The sequence below is a fragment of the Ruminococcus sp. AM43-6 genome, assembly GCF_003461785.1.
In the GTDB taxonomy this organism is placed as follows: Bacteria; Bacillota; Clostridia; order Oscillospirales; family Ruminococcaceae; genus Hominimerdicola; species Hominimerdicola aceti.
Genome location: NZ_QTXU01000038.1, coordinates 1 through 16621 on the forward strand (window position 1 = coordinate 1; position 16621 = coordinate 16621).

At 33.8% G+C, this 16621-nt stretch carries 18 protein-coding genes and 1 pseudogene; 2 read left to right on the forward strand and 17 right to left on the reverse strand.

Going from position 1 to position 16621, the window contains the following annotated elements; all coding sequences use genetic code 11:
• Window positions 1-159: 159 nt before the first annotated feature.
• Window positions 160-498: a helix-turn-helix domain-containing protein gene (locus DW938_RS13255; RefSeq protein WP_118125376.1), complete on the reverse strand. Its 339-nt coding sequence runs from the start codon at window positions 496-498 to the stop codon at window positions 160-162.
• A 208-nt stretch (window positions 499-706) separates the two neighbouring features.
• On the reverse strand, window positions 707-2470 hold the full coding sequence (locus DW938_RS13260; protein ID WP_117904180.1) for a class I adenylate-forming enzyme family protein: 1764 nt from the start codon (window positions 2468-2470) through the stop codon (window positions 707-709).
• A gap of 598 nt (window positions 2471-3068) precedes the next feature.
• Here DW938_RS13260 and DW938_RS13265 point away from each other — a divergent pair.
• Entirely contained in the window at window positions 3069-5594 is a 2526-nt protein-coding gene (locus DW938_RS13265; protein ID WP_118125378.1) for an AMP-binding protein, read from the forward strand.
• A 16-nt stretch (window positions 5595-5610) separates the two neighbouring features.
• Complete coding sequence (locus tag DW938_RS13270; RefSeq protein ID WP_181979822.1) at window positions 5611-6207, forward strand: hypothetical protein; 597 nt, start codon at window positions 5611-5613, stop codon at window positions 6205-6207.
• 371 nt (window positions 6208-6578) lie between these two features.
• Here DW938_RS13270 and DW938_RS13275 read toward each other — a convergent pair.
• The 15 genes and pseudogenes from DW938_RS13275 to DW938_RS14860 form a co-directional block, all read right to left on the reverse strand.
• Window positions 6579-7859, reverse strand: a pseudogene (locus DW938_RS13275) (IS66 family transposase); the annotation flags it as partial.
• Window positions 7860-7988: 129 nt separating this feature from the next.
• Window positions 7989-8186 (reverse strand): hypothetical protein, encoded by a 198-nt coding sequence (locus tag DW938_RS15195; protein WP_242992555.1) that lies wholly within the window; start codon window positions 8184-8186, stop codon window positions 7989-7991.
• A 132-nt stretch (window positions 8187-8318) separates the two neighbouring features.
• Window positions 8319-8675, reverse strand: coding sequence for an IS66 family insertion sequence element accessory protein TnpB (tnpB, locus tag DW938_RS13280; RefSeq protein WP_117904175.1), 357 nt, complete (start codon window positions 8673-8675; stop codon window positions 8319-8321).
• Entirely contained in the window at window positions 8672-8998 is a 327-nt protein-coding gene (locus tag DW938_RS13285) for a hypothetical protein (protein ID WP_118125380.1), read from the reverse strand. The genes tnpB and DW938_RS13285 overlap by 4 nt, the downstream gene beginning before the upstream one ends.
• 133 nt (window positions 8999-9131) lie before the next feature.
• The gene (locus DW938_RS13290; protein WP_117904171.1) at window positions 9132-9875 is read right to left on the reverse strand and encodes a hypothetical protein; all 744 of its coding nucleotides are present in this window, start codon (window positions 9873-9875) and stop codon (window positions 9132-9134) included.
• Window positions 9876-10424: 549 nt separating this feature from the next.
• Complete coding sequence (locus tag DW938_RS13300) at window positions 10425-10976, reverse strand: hypothetical protein (protein WP_117878751.1); 552 nt, start codon at window positions 10974-10976, stop codon at window positions 10425-10427.
• A gap of 84 nt (window positions 10977-11060) precedes the next feature.
• A complete protein-coding gene (locus DW938_RS13305; protein WP_117878749.1) occupies window positions 11061-11477 on the reverse strand; it encodes a DUF6557 family protein in 417 nt (138 codons plus the stop codon).
• Entirely contained in the window at window positions 11474-12367 is an 894-nt protein-coding gene (locus DW938_RS13310) for a hypothetical protein (RefSeq protein WP_117878747.1), read from the reverse strand. The genes DW938_RS13305 and DW938_RS13310 overlap by 4 nt, the downstream gene beginning before the upstream one ends.
• Before the next feature lie 111 nt (window positions 12368-12478).
• The gene (locus DW938_RS13315; protein ID WP_117878745.1) at window positions 12479-12997 is read right to left on the reverse strand and encodes a pentapeptide repeat-containing protein; all 519 of its coding nucleotides are present in this window, start codon (window positions 12995-12997) and stop codon (window positions 12479-12481) included.
• Between the two features lie 416 nt (window positions 12998-13413).
• The gene (locus DW938_RS13320) at window positions 13414-13644 is read right to left on the reverse strand and encodes a hypothetical protein (protein ID WP_117859263.1); all 231 of its coding nucleotides are present in this window, start codon (window positions 13642-13644) and stop codon (window positions 13414-13416) included.
• A 28-nt stretch (window positions 13645-13672) separates the two neighbouring features.
• Window positions 13673-14029 carry a hypothetical protein gene (locus tag DW938_RS13325; RefSeq protein WP_117878743.1) on the reverse strand — a complete coding sequence of 119 codons (357 nt, stop codon included), beginning with the start codon at window positions 14027-14029 and terminating at the stop codon, window positions 13673-13675.
• 179 nt (window positions 14030-14208) lie between these two features.
• Window positions 14209-14742 (reverse strand): hypothetical protein, encoded by a 534-nt coding sequence (locus DW938_RS13330; protein ID WP_117878741.1) that lies wholly within the window; start codon window positions 14740-14742, stop codon window positions 14209-14211.
• A gap of 428 nt (window positions 14743-15170) precedes the next feature.
• The gene (locus tag DW938_RS13335) at window positions 15171-15581 is read right to left on the reverse strand and encodes a hypothetical protein (protein WP_118125382.1); all 411 of its coding nucleotides are present in this window, start codon (window positions 15579-15581) and stop codon (window positions 15171-15173) included.
• Window positions 15582-15634: 53 nt separating this feature from the next.
• A complete protein-coding gene (locus DW938_RS13340) occupies window positions 15635-16180 on the reverse strand; it encodes a barstar family protein (RefSeq protein WP_117878734.1) in 546 nt (181 codons plus the stop codon).
• 14 nt (window positions 16181-16194) lie between these two features.
• On the reverse strand, window positions 16195-16621 hold a 427-nt coding region (locus tag DW938_RS14860), incomplete at its 5' end, for a hypothetical protein (RefSeq protein ID WP_181984458.1).

The window sequence follows — 16621 nt, forward strand, 5'->3', positions numbered from 1 at the left end:
GTTTTTATTATACTTTGATTGTTTTGTATGTGTCAAGTTTTATTATACAGGATTAATATGTTACTTCACTGTCCTTAAAATTATATTTCCAACTGTATGAATGTGACAATGTAGGTTTATAAATTAGCTCAAAGCAATCATCTGAACTCCAACTTATTTTCACCGAATCAGACAGATCAAAAGTACCCGCTCGGCAACCAAGGCATTCAATTTTTTTAAGTATGCATTCTCCGCACGAAGACGCTGTACTTCTGCAATCAGATCTTCTTTCTTAATTTTCGGAGGTCGACCTGTGGATTTCCTTCCTCTGCGTTCTGCGTAAAGTCCCTCCGCACCTTCTTCAAGATAGATTCGTTCCCATGCTGCTACTCTATCATGATCGCATATGTCAAATTGACGTGCAGTTTCACGATAGCTTAACTTTTCTCTGTGCATTGTTTCCACTACTTTGATTTTGAATTCCGGTGTGTATCTTTTGTTCGGCTGTCCTTTTGGCATAAAAAATGCCCCCTTTTGTTAGATTTTTATTGGTATATTTCTATTATACCACATTGTCTAACAAAAGGGGAGCATTTCAACCTTTGGCATCTTTGAGTTTCGATTATTTTATAATTAAAGGACGGTTCATCACAGATTTCGATGAGGCATTACAGGGTTACATGGTAAATTTACAACTATCGGTGGAGAGACGTTTTTAAGTTATTATTTAAAATGAGATCCCATGAAGAATGCCATTACATGTTGGAACAATGAAATCAGTTCTATCCTGTTTTATCAGCTCTATATCACGTTTACCACTATCTTTAACAGGAAAATTTTTGCGAATTTTGTATCCACAAGGAACAGCTTGCATAGACAATTTTTGCTGACAATTACTGTGAATTGTTGCGATAAGCTCGTCTTCAGATAATTTACATTTATCCCTTACTATTATGTGAGCAACAGGAATATCGTGACCGTTTGATGGAATACCTACAACCTCACAATCCGCAACATTCTTATTTTCTCTTATTGCAGCTTCAATGTCAAAACAATATATTTTCTCTCCTGATTTGGAAGTAAATGTGTCGCTTGCTCTGCCCAAAACAAATAGAAATCCATCTTCGTCGACGTAACCGATATCACCTGTTCGTCCCCACATAATCCCATTTTCATCTGTATAAAAAAATTCTTTTGTAGCTTGTGGATTTTTGTAGTATTCTTTCATACGTGCAGGGGAATCCACACGTATTTCCCCACGCTCGCCATACATCATTTTCTTATTTGTCAGAATATCAAATGTGGAGATATTTACACCTCTGATCGGATAACCTACTGAGCCATTCTTTCTATGTAATGGTGTATCGGTGGTAACTGTACTTCCCAATTCACACATCCCATACCCTTTTAATAGTTTTACCTTGCAGCCTGCATTCTGAAGAAATTCATTTATTTCTATTTCAGAATCAGCGGATATATGCTCTCCTCCTGTTATAGGTAGTGTTATGAAAGATAAGTCAATATTTTTTAATTCAGGGTTTCTTGTAGCATAATGCCAAAGGGATGTTGCCCCTATTAGCATATTAGGTTTATATTGTTTTATATCTTTAACAAATATCTTTTGATTATATAAAGGTTCAAGTATAACAATAATGCCAAAATATAGCGGCATTAATAAAGAAAGAACCAACCCCGTTGATGCAAAGCATGGAATAATTTGCAAGAATTTATCACCTCGTTTATATGAAAAGTTTGGACTATCATAATGTATTATGGTTGAATTAATTCCTTTATTGGTAAGAACAATTCCTTTAGGGCGATTTGTTGTTCCAGAAGAATTCACCATAACAAGCGGTATATCATTTTCATACATAGCGTCAGTTGTTTTATTAGTGTTCTTCCCTTCAGAAATAAAAGTACGCCATCGTACTATTTTATCTGAATATGGTATGTGTTTTTTCGTTTTCACTGAAGCAACCATTTTAGTAACCGCAGGCATTTCATCAAAAGCTGAAATGATAACAATTTTCTTTATGCATAATTTAGGAAGTATTGGCTGTATTCTATCAAACAGTTGGTCAAGCACAAACATAATTTCAGCATCAGTTTCATTTACTCGATCTATGATTTGTTCATGCGTAAATATTGGATTTATCATGTTCGCAACTGCACCAATACGGCATATGGCAAATAGTGAATATACTAATTCAGGTGAAGAACTAGTAAACATTATAACGTTATCACTCTTTTTTACTCGATTAGCGATTAATGCAGCTTTCGTTAATTCAATTTTTTCAAACATTGTTTTATATGTTATTTTCTTTTTAAAGTATTCAAGGGCAGTGTCCGTAAGGTGGTCACAGTTATTTTCATAAATAAGTTCATATACAGTCTTTTCAGGAACAGGAGTGCTAAGTTCTTCCTCACTAAAATATTTAAGCCATGGTTTATCAATGCTAGGAAATCCAGTTAGATTGTTTTCAGAATTCATGTTTATTTTTTCCTTCCATATGAGATTAATTTATATGTTTACAAGTTTTTATGAAAATTCTTGCTCATGGAATAATCCGGATAAAGGGGGAGTTCTTCAATTGATTACAAATCAAATTCGCAATTAGAAAACATGTATGAAAAAAGTGCTTTCAGGCGAAATATATTCAAGAGATTCTTTTGTTTAGATTTGTATTTATGAAAATACAGTCAAATGGTGTTTTCTTAATGTTAACACCTTTATTATACCACTTTTTTCTTTGTTTTACAAGGTGTACGGTGTTAATTTGGCAAAAAGAATTACGTGCTTACTAAATTATGTTTGTATTTGGTATATGTGTATATTGCACTTTTATGTCATTATATGAGTTTTAATTACATTTTCTTGACAATCTCATTTTATTTATGATATAATATAATCATATACAGAGAATTTCTATACGGAAATAATTAATTTCTTTTCAACAAACATTTAAAATGTGCATTAAATGGTCTAATTGACCGCTTTTATGCATTGTTTAATTTAAAAATAAACCAATTGAGATAATATTAGATTTTTTGATATTGAAAAATTATATATGATTAGGGAAGTGTAATAAATGCCTGATGGGAATAAATTGTTTAGAAATCAATTTTATGAGATCTGTAAAACACAAAAAAAGAAAACTGCAATAACGTATATAAGGAAAGACCAAACTTTAATTGAATGTTCTTATGAACAAATGAAACATAGAGTAGAAAACATTATTGAAAGATATACAGATATTGGAGTCAAAAATGGAGATCGTGTAGTTGTGTTAATACCATTGAGTGATAATGTATATTTGGACATTCTGGCATTAGCGTGTATAGGAGCAACGGCGGTTATTTTAGATTTTAATTTGCATAAATCAGAACTTTTTAGAATAATTGATGACTCAGATCCAGCTTGTATAATTACAACAGAAGATATTTTTACTGAAAAATTGCAAGAAATTGATCTGCCTATTTTAGAAAGTTCTGACGAGTGTCACTTTCTAAAAAAGCGGGTATTAGAGCATACTAAAGATCCTAATTATGATGCGATAGCAATATTATATTCTTCAGGTACTACTAGTCAAGCCAAAGGTGTTGTAATAGGTTATGAACAGGAAATAAATGCATTTAATCGTTTATACAAGGTTATTGGTAGTAATAATGTAAATTATCTAATGTTGTTTCCAACATCTCATATCTCTGGTCTTACCAGCTTTCTTGTTGTTCTTATGAGAGGCGGTTCTTTAGCGGTATTAGAAGAATCATCAGCAATTCAACTAATGAATGGTTTTCAAATTTATAAGCCTAATTGTTTTGGAATGGTTCCTAAAATATGGGATACATACAAGGGCAAAATTGAAGATTCAATAAAGCAAAAAGGTGTATTGCGTGCGAAAATTATTAACGGTATGATTAAATGTTGCGGTACGCTTCGCTATTATACAGGAATTAATTTGGGAAGAAAATTTTTTCATAGCATCAATAAACAAGTATTTGGCGGACGGCTTCAACAAATATATTCTGGCGGTGGAAAGACTAATCCTGATACATCACGTTTTTTCTGGAATTTAGGATACGACTTTTTTGACTTTTATGCATCAACAGAAGCCAACATACCGATAGTTGTTACCGACGGAATTAAATACATGAAAAGTATTGGAAATATTAATGAAGATCCCAATTCTAGTGTGAGAATATCCAATCCAGATAATAATGGAGTTGGTGAGATCCAAGTAAAAAGCAATATGCTGATGTTGGAGTATTTTCATTCGCCAGAATTAACGCAAAGTGCATTTGATGGCGAATATTTCAAAACCGGTGATTACGGCAGAATAGAAAATGAAGAACTTTATATTACAGGACGAATTAAGGAAAGCATTCATCTATCTAATGGAGAAAAAGTATCGCCTGAAGATATTGAAAATAGTTACAAAGAAACAGTAGGTCAAGAAATTGAATTTGCAGTAACAGGTATAAAATCAGATGATGGATATGACGAAGTTTATGTCTTTGCTGTTGGAAAGTCGGGACAATTTGATGAAATATTCCAACAGGTCAAACAAACTGTCAATGCTAATTATAGGTATAAAAAAATCATTTATGTTGACGAGTTGCCAAAAACGTCAGTGGGAAAAGTTAAACGATATAAATTGAGTACATTGGTAGACAAAGAAACAAACTCAGGAAGTATAGGCTCTGTTTTAGAAGACAATGTAAATAATATTGAAAGTATAGAAAATTGGCTTTGCCATGCTTTGTCAAAATATACCGATTGCAATATTACAAAAGATAAAAAAATAAGTTCTGATTTAGGTATTGACTCTTTAAGTATGTTTGAACTATGTGTTGATATAGACAATAAATTTAAAATCTGTGCAGAAAATTTTATAAGTCAAGATTTAACAATAACAGAACTAGCCAAGTTAATATCAGGACAAAATAAGAATAATGATGAGTTTAATTATAGTTCATTTCCGCTTCATAGGAAAAGAACTGATTGGTTGAAATTTGAATTGTTTAAAAAATGGACAAAATTTAATTATAACTTTTCTTGTTCAGGATTGGAGAATATTGATTTTAATGAAAACTATATTTTTACGCCAAATCATGAAAGCCATTTTGACAGTATGTGGATGATGGCTTTTTTTCCTAAAAAAATGCAAGTAAGAATGTGCAGTATGGCGGCAGATTATTTATTTAGGAAATCAATTTATAAATATGGGGTAAGAATAATGGGCGGTGTACCAGTTCATAGAAATGGTAATACTTCTATTGCGATGAAAAGAATATATGATTTAATCGCTTTTGAAAACAGGTCATTAATGATACATCCAGAAGGAACACGTTCTCGTAATGGGCAACTTGGCGAGTTTAAAATTGGCGCAGCAGAATTGTCTATAAAAACAAAAATAAAGATAATACCCGTTGGAATTAATGGAGCAAGAGATATTTTTCCACCAGACAAAAAATTTCCTAAATTAAGAACTATTGGTGAGAAGAAAAGATTACATTTTGCTTTTGGAACACCATTAGATCCACTTAATTATTCTAACGCAAGAGAACTAACTAGAGAGATAAAAAAAGAAATTATTAAATTGAAAAATATTTAAAAGCAGGGTGATGAATATGATTATTGGCATTGATGTAGATGGAGTGCTGTCTGATATTGGAAATTATCAATTAAAATATAGTAAGCCATATTTTAAGAAAAAATACAATAAAGATATTGTTAATCCTGATAAATTTGATATAGAACAGATATATGACTGTACACATAAAGAAAGAGAAATATTTTGGCAAAAGTACATATGGGGATACTGCTTAACAGAACCAGCTTTCAAAAATGCATCAGAAGTATTGCTAAAGCTTCACGAAGAGGAAAACAAAATAGTTATTATTACCGGAAGGGCACACACTACTGAACAAGGTATAACAGGAAAACTTTTTAGAAAAATGTTGACATATTGGCTTAAAAAGAACAAGATATATTATGACGAAATATATTATTGTTCTGAAAAGGAAAGTTCCGTAGATAAATATGATATTTGCCAAAAACTAAAAACCGATGTAATGATAGATGATTCACCAGAAAATCTTGAAGCAATAAAAGATATTTCAAAAGTGTTTTGTTTTACTGCTGCGTGGAATAAAAACTTTGAATGTGAAAATATGGTTAGAGTAAACAACTGGGATGAAATTTATTCCGCAATCCATAGTCTGTAAAAATTCAGTCAACTGTGGTAGAATACAAATAACACAGTTGACTCATTTTTTATGGCAAGAAGAATATCATTGTAGAGCCTGATAATTGATGACTTTTAATCAGTGCCCCATCGAATGAGCATATATTCTGTAGGATTTTGCAGAGATTCTTAAAGACCTATAAATACAATGATAACTACTGTGATATTTTATCCTACTAACGATAGCTAAAAACATAACGAAGTGTTTTAATAGGTGTGCATTTGTATTATAATAGGCCTTTACTTTCATAACAGGACACCAATTTTGATACAATGCGTATCTTGATTGTTCCCGCCTAATAACATACCGCCCCTAAATAAAAGATCCCCAAGCTGCGGTTCGAGGATTACTCATGTTGCTTTACAGATTTTCTGCACAGATATATTCCACGGCATCAGTTCTTCCAGAATATCCGGATTGGTCAGAAACTCCATGCTCGGAAGAACTGTCAGCAACAATTCAAAGTATTTGAAAACATCAAGCCTGTTCGCTTTTGCTGTCTCAACGATGCTGTATATATCAGCGCTGGCTTTTGCTCCGTTCGGAGTATCACTGAACAGCCAGTTCTTTCTGCCGACTGTGAACGGACGGATCGCATTTTCCGCTGCGTTGTTTGAAATAGCACAGTCGCCGTTTTTGAAATAATTCCCGAGATACTCTCTGCGCTTGAATGCATACTCAAAAGCCTTTCCGAGCTGCGTTTTCGGAAGAACTGTAGGTGCGACTTTTTCAGCCCATGACCAGAAAGCCTCGAACACAGGTTTTTCCTGTGTCAGACGCTCTTTAAAACGTTCTTCGGTCGTGAGACTGTCAAGCTTCGCTTCTATCTTAAAAAGCTTATCGCAATAATCTCTCGCAACCCTTGCTATGCTGTCCTCACTGTTCACTACCATCGCTTCATGGAACTTTCGCCTAACGTGTGCCCAGCAATTGCAGTGCGTGACCTTGGTCAGCTTGTTGTAGCCTGCATAGCCGTCGGTGTGCACAAAACCATCGTAGTCTCCAAGATACTTCTTTGGCACGTCGCCAGATCTCGACTTGTTGTAGTCATAGATCACGATCTGCCTGTCCGAATGCTTGCCGGTGCGGTATACCCACATATACTGCTTGCTGTTTTCAGAAACCTCCTGTTCCTTCAAAACTTTGACGTATGTCTCATCGCAGTGAAGAACTTTTTGCTTAAGCATTTCTTCTTTCAATCTGCTTACCAGCTTTGAGAAATAATCCTCACTGCATCTGATGATCCAGTTTGCCATGGTCGTTCTGCTGAGCGAGTATCCGAGACGTTCCCAGTCTTTTTCCTGACGGTACAGAGGAGTGGCATTAACATATTTCTGATAGATCACCCACGCAGCCGTTGACGCAGACGCCAATGAGTGAGGGAGCACAGGTGCGGGAACTAATCCGTGAAGAAAAACAGGCATATTCTTTTTCTCGCACTTTTTGCAGCCATAAGTATTGCTGTAATATTTCTTTACAACCAGCTTCGCTGGGATGAGCTCTACCTCTTCACGGACATATTTTTTGCCAACAACCTTCATCTTACTTCCGCAGCGAGGGCATATCTGCTCATTTTCGGGGATAGTGCAGGTGATGACCTCGGTCTCGATGTTTTTTATGATCTCATCACGTTTTGTCTTTGCACTTTTTCTGACATAACCCTTGACATCTTTCTTTACAGGCTCTTCCGTTTTCTCTGCATATTCCTGTTCGGCCTCGTTGAAGAAAGATTGCTGATCTTCACATTCGGTTCGCTCGCTTTATGCTCCGAATATTTTATGCTTAGAGAGTATAAGCACTTCAAGGAAGATATGATTATCTTTTCTGAGACATTCATTTTCGACCTCTAATTTGTCTATCTTCTTATCACGCTTTTTAATCTCGCTTTTTAAACGGAGATGTTCTTTTTCAAGTGCAGCGATATATTCCTCGTTTGTCATATTGCCTTTTTCTATCACTGCACTCGCCTCCGAAAACAAGAAATCCACTACATCTATTATACCGCAAAAAGCCCGAAAAGTCCAGCGTTTCAGGGCGTTTCGGGCATAGAAATATTATCAACCTATATGTTCATTTTTTCTGTTGAAAACTCAGCACACTTTTCCTTTCTTTGCAGGTTTGATGGCTGTTTTTTGATCTATCGAAAGACCTTCCATCAGCCAGCGAAATTCTTTCTGAGTTATCAACTTAGCCTCATTTGAATCTCTCGGCCATTTGTATTTTCCGTTTTCCAAGCGTTTGTAAAGCAGTAAAAAACCGTCTTCTTCCCAGATCAGAGCTTTGATGCGGTCACATCGTTTCCCGCAGAACAGAAAGAGGCTTCCTGAAAAAACATCGAGTCCAAAATTCTGCTGAACAATAGCAGTAAGACCATCTATTGCTTTGCGCATATCGGTATATCCGCATACGATGTAGATATGCTCCGCATGGCTCACATCACCTATCATCGAAGAACTCCCAGCAGCCGTTTCAGAGTGTCCTCATTGAAATCATCGGGCAGATTGACGACTACGTTTCCTACGGACAAAGATATCTGTTCGTGCGATACTGCGATTTCCGGTTCAGTACTTACCGGAACGATCTCATGCTTTTCAACTTCGCCGCACAAAGCCTTACGCACCCGATTCAGGCGGTAGTAATAGGTTTTCTGATTTATGCCACTCTGTCTGCACCACTGTGAAACGTTCAAGCCGCTTTCATTTCTGAGCTGCACCATTTCAGCCCATTGCTTTAGTCTGACTTCGTTCTTTATCCTTGCTATTTCATTCATTCTGATCAACTCCAATTAGACTTTTTTCTTACTTCTAGTTTAGTCTATTTAGTGTTCGTTGGGTAGGGTGGTGGGTTGTTGGGCGGGGACGTTGCACAGATTTTTAGTCTGTACAACGGTCAATTAAAATAACTTACATTATGCTGATAGTATTCAATAGTTTATCATAATTATCATCAAATACGAAAATATAATCACCGCAAGTTTCAAATCTATAAGCGCTGTGATTATCAATTTCCTCTGCATTAATAGATTTATAACTATTCCATGTATCAATATTATAAAAATGATACATTCCTTTGTAATAAGTTACGGCGGTTTTATTATTCAAATAAATGATCTTTTCGCCCGATTTTGTTGTTATACTATTTTTCTTTTCATCTTTCAAGTTAATTATATTGATCTGATCGCTGTTATGAAACATAAGAGGGAGTTCATCATAAAGACCAAAGTCTCTTGCAGAATACTCATCAGTTAAAAAACAAATTTTTTTTAAAAACGAATTATCATTATAATCACTATTGAATGCAATTAACAATTCTTCATCTAAGAATATGTGCCTGATATCGGTTAATTCAATATTATATTCGGCGTCATTATATAGATTTTTTAAAATCGTATCGTTAAATGAATGGTATTCAATACACCCGAAATCTGATAGACCAATTATTCCTTCGTTGCCAAGATTAACGCAATTATCATTATAACTGATCGTACCGTAAAAGTAGCATTTATTTACTTCAACAGGAATAGCTAAAGACGCCATTCTTATATCACCGCCGCAAGCGATCTGAACATTCTCAATTGTTTCCCATTCACCATTTTCAAGAATATCATTAATAATGATAGTTTCAAGTGAATTTGGATCGACCAGCAAATATGATGAACCGCCTAATTTACAGAAAACACATTCTTCTGATGCATATATTCCATCTATCAGCGCATAAATACTATCACAAGAATTACTGTTTATACTTTTAATGAGTTCGCCGTCAAGATCATACTGAAACAGTGATTCTTTATCAGATGCGTACAAAATAATCGGAATTACAGGTTATGTAATTTATTTTTCGGGTATTATCAAATACTTCTGTGCCTTTTTCGTTATAATGATATATTGAGCCGTTGCTATCCAGATAGTAGTAATCATTTGAATTATGACACACTCTTGAGTCCGTAATATTATTGCTATTGCAATTGTTGATTATAAGCGTAGGTCCTTTAAAAAAATTCAAAACAAAAACAAAGCATCCAAATATCAAGACCATGATAAGCAGTAAAATATAGAGTACCTTTTTTGTTTTTACCAGCATATTATTACCACCATATTCCGATTACCAAAGTACTGAACAACGGATTAGTATTTGTCAAATTCTTCATACGACATATCGTCAACCAGGAGAGTGTACAATATTTCACCTATGAATTATTGAAAATACGTTAATTTATCGTTCTCAAAACTATATTCCCAACAATATGAATGCAACAATGTGGGTTCATAAGTTAATTCAAAACAATCGTCTGAACTCCAACTTATTTTCACCGAATCAGACAGATCAAAATCTCCAGTTGGTAATCCAACATATAAAATCTCATGTGCAAAAACGGAATCATCAGTGACCGTCACTTGTATTTTCTGAACAGTCATTACATAATATCTTGATATTACTATTTCATAATCACTATTGGTAAACCTTAATCGTTCCGTTTTATAGTTAAAGGGAACGTTAATTAACAAGATCAAGGATAAAAATAATGAAATAATAGCTTTACATGAGTATTTAAAAATTTTGCTTTTATTTTTGGATAAATGAAGAAAAACAGAAACTACTGATGTCAAAAACAAGACTACTGTGCAAAGCGAAACAATGAAAAATTTTGGAATGATTTTAATGCTCATATGAAACAAAAACTCAAAAATCAAATTCAAAGCAACAACTAAAATTGTTGCTATTTCTATTCTTCTTATTATTTTCATAAATTCTCACAATATATAATTTTACAGAAATTTATATTAAATAATTTCTGCTATCCGAAAAATAACGCCATGTGCAAAAGCAAATCATACATTATCCTCAAAACCATACGAAGTGATTTCATAAAAACAATGTGCTAATATTGTTGGAAATGAATATCTGCGCAGTGTTTCCTCATCAATAGTATAATTTAAAAAATCCGCATAAGGCGATGATGCTATCGAATAAATTGTTTTTGAAGATAACTCGTAGGCGCTTACATCAAAATCAATTGTTGAATCATTCTCGTCAAATATTTCAAGTTTTCTAATATCATCATTTTCGTTTAATATGTATGCAGTAATTAATATACACAGTTTTTGCCCGTTACATGTCGGATTCATATTAAGTAAATCATAGAACAAATTTTTATAACGATCTATATACTTATCGCCATAATGTAGCTTAATTTTTGATATAACATCTTCAGGACTTGTCTTTTTTAATATTTCATATATTCTCATTTATGTGTTTTTTCGAAAACCTCACAAAATATCTCTCCATTTTCTGTTTTATTACCAAGTAGCCTATAGGCTCCTCTTTTTCCCATAACTTTAACATCATACATAAATCCTTTTATGCCTTTTCCACTAAGCTTTTTTATTCCCATTGTACCTTCTTTCGTCGCTTGCTTTCCCATAGATTTAAGAAATTTTTTTACAACTCCTTCATCACATTTTTCAAGCATTTCTTTTTTAGCTTTTTTCGAAATAAGTTTCCATGCATCATCTGGAGATGGCTCAAGTATACCTGCAATGAACATTATTGAATGAAATACTTTTTCATCGCTTATGCTAATAGAAGGATTATACTTATTAACTTCGCTTAACCAATAATCTCGTTCCGCAGCACTGACATCTCCGCCTAAAAACCAGGCAAATTCATCAGACGCTGCACCTGAAATTGATTTTGCAATATCTAATATTCTTCCTTTTCCAGAAGACATAATATCTCGTATTTCATCAGCCCTATTAGCAATATCTATTTTATCAGTATCAGTAACTGCTAAGTGCCATGCCAGTTCCAGTTTTAAAAGTTCGACTTGAACAGTAGTAGAAAACTTTTCATCTGACGCTGTCCATATACCCGTGCATAAATAAGGATCACATGGTTTTGAATCATTGACATCTAATATACCATCCCCATCCGCATCCCCATTATTAGGGTCGGAGCTATACTTGAAAACAACGGTAGAATACGTGATATATCCGCCGTCCGCACTGCCGACCTTAACGGTCTTTGACTTACCTCCGTCAATAGAAATCTCCTGACCGTCTAACAGATCGTCATCGTCGCAATCCGAATTTTCAGGGTCGGTATAAATAACCCGTGCATTAGAAAGAACCAGTCCCAAAACCTCAAATTCATCTGGTAGACGGTCAAAATTGAAATGATTATCTATAACGCATAATTTTTATTTTTGCCGTACAGATTTTAGTCTGTACGGCAAAAATAATAGCAATAGCTAAATATTATAGTTAAGTAGATATTGAAGAGCTTTTTCATCCGATAATATTACGGGTGTTTCGATTGTTCCAAAATTAATGTTCTCAAAAAATGCGTTTTTTAATCCCTTACAGTTATTTATTGTAATATCGTGAAATAAACAATCTGAAAAATAACTATTCTCGAAATTAACATTTTTAAACATAACAGATTCAAATTTGCATTTTTCAAAATTGTTTCCACATATTAATGAATCAAAAAAGGAGATAGAACTAAGATTAATATCATTAAACTCATTTCTTATAAAATTAGTATGGCAAATACTGCAATTAGATAATGATGAATACCCAAATTTATTTTTACCAATACGAGCAGTTGAAAAAGTACAATAATCCAATTGGCTTTCGAAAATCATTGAATCATATAGTTCAAAATTGCTATGATTTACTTTAAAAAAATTACAATCTGCAACATAAATAGATTCGTAATGAGGTTCACTAAGATAAGAAAATGATTTATTTTCGTAATTCCTAAACATATAGCATCTCCATTAATAGTACCACAAGATATACTCAGAATATCCCATTTCTTCCAATGCAGCTTTAAGTTCAAACAAATGCTCATTTGTTAAACCAACAGTATCTATTATTACATAATAACCTTTCTTGATTTTTTTTGTAACATCCGCCGTTGCGTTTTGTAATTTAAATGCGCCTTTTCTTGGAGCGGTTTGACCATTTGGATATAAGCGAAAGCTTTTTATATCATATTTTTTATTTGTTGATGCATCAATATAATCTGCACCACCGTTTGTTACTAAGTTTTGTTATAATACAACATATTTCCATCTCTTATCAATAAAGCCGTCGAAATAGTTCTTACATATTACAATGCCTACTTTGTCCAAATAATTCTCTTTAACTGCTGATTTTCCATAAATGCTTTGGATTGCATTCATTCTTCCGGCTTATAAACTTTTACAACCTTATTCTCTTTAAATAAATATATTCTATCACATTTTTCACATCTCCATACATCATATTGAGGATATGGAACATCTAAAAAATATATCCACCCCTTTTTTTCAAATTCAGACCATTCACGATCAGAGTACACATAATACTCTGTATCGTTAGGGTCAAGCTGATTTGTGAGCATATTCCCACATCGACATACAAATCTCATATTTAGTGCTCCTAATATTTTTCACTTTCTACCAATCCCTGCCGACTGTATAGCGCTCTATGATCTTGCCTGTGGCAGGGTCGATAAGATAGCGTTGCCCATAGAACTGACGAGCAAGCAACTTATCATCCAACATTGATATCCCCGCATATGGGTCGTGCCTTAGTTTTGGAAATTTCTTGGCAACTTTTTCAATTCTCCATATGATTTTTCCACTTAAATTAACAGCATATATATTATCAAGTTCACTACTGTCATAAGGTATATCCAGCAGAACAATTATCTTATCATCCATTACTATCAGTGTATCAATATCAAAATCAAATGTTATAAGTTCGTCATTTATATATAAGGCATTTTTGTGCAATTTAATATTTTTAACCATAATCAACCTCAAAGCAACCTTTCATTATGAAATCTACCTATTCGTTGTCCCTTTCATAACAGCCGCACTCATTATGAGTACGGATATTTTGGATAACATTATTAAGTTTGAGATATTGTCATCAATTTGTGCGAGTATAAAGATAATCTTCCATATTTGATATAAGTAACAAACTTCTATTAAATCTCTATCGTCACTTCTTCATATCTACTACTATCTTCGGAACATTTAACTCTAATAGTCAGCTCTTGTTCATCTTCTAGGACTTCATAATAGTGTTTTTCAATCGGATCATAGTCACTTTGCAAAGCCAATGGCTCATCAACTTTTTTCATTACTGCTCCGTCCCTGCAAATACATATATCACACCTGTTTCCGAACATTGTTCTGTTCACACGGGCAATTACTGATATATCATCAGATGAATATATGATATGATTTTTCCAGTCAGAAAACATATCTCTACCAACAAAACTGATTATTACCGCAATTATCAATAAGCCGAATATTTCGATCTTTGACAGGGCACCTTTTTGGTATTTTATTAGCTTTACGATCGTCAATGCTATCACAAGGTACGACAGATAAGTGCATAAAAGCAATATGCTGATATGGTCGCTGAATAGCTCGTAATACCTGTTTACAAATAGCAACAATAGAATGAAAATCAGTAAAAATGTATTTATCTTAGTGAGCACATTATATTTTTTCATAAGAACGACCTCTTAGTAACTTATTTTACATAATAGCGCTAATTTTGTTATAATAATTGTATCCTTCTATATATGCGTTTGCTAAATTAGAATCTACTATACCATTAAAGTATGTAGTCATTAATTCATTCTCGGTCAGTTTATTAGTATATCTCGATCCCTGTTTCCAGGTCACAGTTGTTTCATAACACCCGTAATCTTTAAAGGAATGTGCTAGACCATAGTAATGTAAATTATACAAATCACCTTCCGAAGAATCATTACTCCACTTATAGCAATCAAATAAATAGAATCTTATCTTTATTGTTTTTGAACAAATATACCCTGTCACATTTTTCACATCTCCACACATCATATTTCAAATCATTTGGTTTTGGCTGATATACGCACATGCTTCTGTGTTTACAACATAATCTCAAGTTAAACCCCTACGGATAATAAATACTGATTGCATCTATAGGTACTTTATATTCATCAAAGTTATCTTCATCTTTTAATTCAAAGCATATACCCGATATATCTCGTAATTCATAAGTCGGCACAATATCATATTCACCGGTTTTGATGTCACCGATGTATTCTTTAACATCAGCCAAGGAAGAACCTATACCTATGGTATCATTAAATGTTCCTTTGAAATCCCCATATACTGTAATCTTCATAATAACATTATTAACCAGCAAGAACACCATATTCTTTGTTACAATTTTAATACAAGTTGGTAATACTATCTTCTTATATGCAATATTTTCTAATTGAATAGTTTTTATCAACTTATGATATGTCATTCCCAACTTATATTCGCCTACTCTATTACCTGGAATAATTTTAATATCCATATAAATTCCTCGTTTTACTGCTCGACCCTAAAATTCTTGATTGTTGCCGATAACTATGTGCAGATAATGACACAATCGTTATTTTTATTTATGTCAATAACTCTTAAAAGCTGCTCTGCGGTATCCGGAAGCTTATGTTTTAGTGCCGTGAAATTAAACAGGGCAATGATTTTGTAGTCACTTAAATCCAGAATATCAGCAAAAGCGTCCATATTTTCTCCATACCAATAAGGTAGATGAAAAGCGTATCTCAGGTACTTGTGAAGCTTTGAAGCAGAGTTGATGTCGTTAAAGTCAACGCAGAGTTTGTTTGTGGCACTACTGTAAATGAGCATAAGTTTTAGCGGCAAGTCGGTACATTCTGTCAGACAGTTCGGAGTGGCATTACGCAGTTTGCTTTCAAAACGCATTGCAAGCATCTTTTTTAGGTTGTCTATATCCCCTTTATTTTCACAATTGCAGTTTTGTATTTTAACTATCATATCGCTGTCAAATGCGTCTATCTGGCCTTCTTCAATTGCTTCAAACGTCCAATTTACAAAGTCATCACAAGAAATGTAGTCATTTAACACTGCATATATATAAGAAATCGCTTTCATAATTTGATATCTCCTCAATATGTACAAATATAGAAAAAAGTTTTATAATGATTATCGGTATCATTCAAAAGACGGTGGGCTTCTTGAAAATCTTCTTCAAAGCCGTGATAGCCGATAGTATCGCAAAGCTTTTGTGCGCTTTGTATCGCATTTTTCAGATCGGATATACATTGTTTGATATCGGGACTGCTTGGGCAGACTTTGTAAAAAAGCGCTTTTTTCACTCCGCTTATCTCACGGTATGTTACATACCAATGGGTGTCTTGCCAAACTCTTTTGATCGTCCAAATGCTATGCTTGCTTTTGAATTTTGTTTCAAAAAAGCAAATCTTATCAAACTCAAATGCGCTTTCGGGCAAGGCAAGTTGATCGCCGTTTCGGACTATCGAAACGCCCTGCAAACCACGGCTTTTAAGTTTTTGACAAAAATGTGCAGGGGAA

Coding starts and splice junctions, on each gene's coding strand:
- DW938_RS13335 (WP_118125382.1), bottom strand. CDS start 15,581: ATGGATATTAAAATTATTCCAGGTAATAGAGTAGGCGAATATAAGTTG.
- DW938_RS13300 (WP_117878751.1), bottom strand. CDS start 10,976: ATGAAAATAATAAGAAGAATAGAAATAGCAACAATTTTAGTTGTTGCT.
- DW938_RS13255 (WP_118125376.1), bottom strand. CDS start 498: ATGCCAAAAGGACAGCCGAACAAAAGATACACACCGGAATTCAAAATC.
- DW938_RS13270 (WP_181979822.1), top strand. CDS start 5,611: ATGATTATTGGCATTGATGTAGATGGAGTGCTGTCTGATATTGGAAAT.
- DW938_RS13260 (WP_117904180.1), bottom strand. CDS start 2,470: ATGAATTCTGAAAACAATCTAACTGGATTTCCTAGCATTGATAAACCA.
- DW938_RS13325 (WP_117878743.1), bottom strand. CDS start 14,029: ATGGTTAAAAATATTAAATTGCACAAAAATGCCTTATATATAAATGAC.
- DW938_RS13330 (WP_117878741.1), bottom strand. CDS start 14,742: ATGAAAAAATATAATGTGCTCACTAAGATAAATACATTTTTACTGATT.
- tnpB (WP_117904175.1), bottom strand. CDS start 8,675: ATGATAGGTGATGTGAGCCATGCGGAGCATATCTACATCGTATGCGGA.
- DW938_RS13305 (WP_117878749.1), bottom strand. CDS start 11,477: ATGAGAATATATGAAATATTAAAAAAGACAAGTCCTGAAGATGTTATA.
- DW938_RS13265 (WP_118125378.1), top strand. CDS start 3,069: ATGCCTGATGGGAATAAATTGTTTAGAAATCAATTTTATGAGATCTGT.
- DW938_RS13285 (WP_118125380.1), bottom strand. CDS start 8,998: ATGAATGAAATAGCAAGGATAAAGAACGAAGTCAGACTAAAGCAATGG.
- DW938_RS13315 (WP_117878745.1), bottom strand. CDS start 12,997: ATGTTTAGGAATTACGAAAATAAATCATTTTCTTATCTTAGTGAACCT.
- DW938_RS13340 (WP_117878734.1), bottom strand. CDS start 16,180: ATGAAAGCGATTTCTTATATATATGCAGTGTTAAATGACTACATTTCT.
- DW938_RS13320 (WP_117859263.1), bottom strand. CDS start 13,644: ATGAGATTTGTATGTCGATGTGGGAATATGCTCACAAATCAGCTTGAC.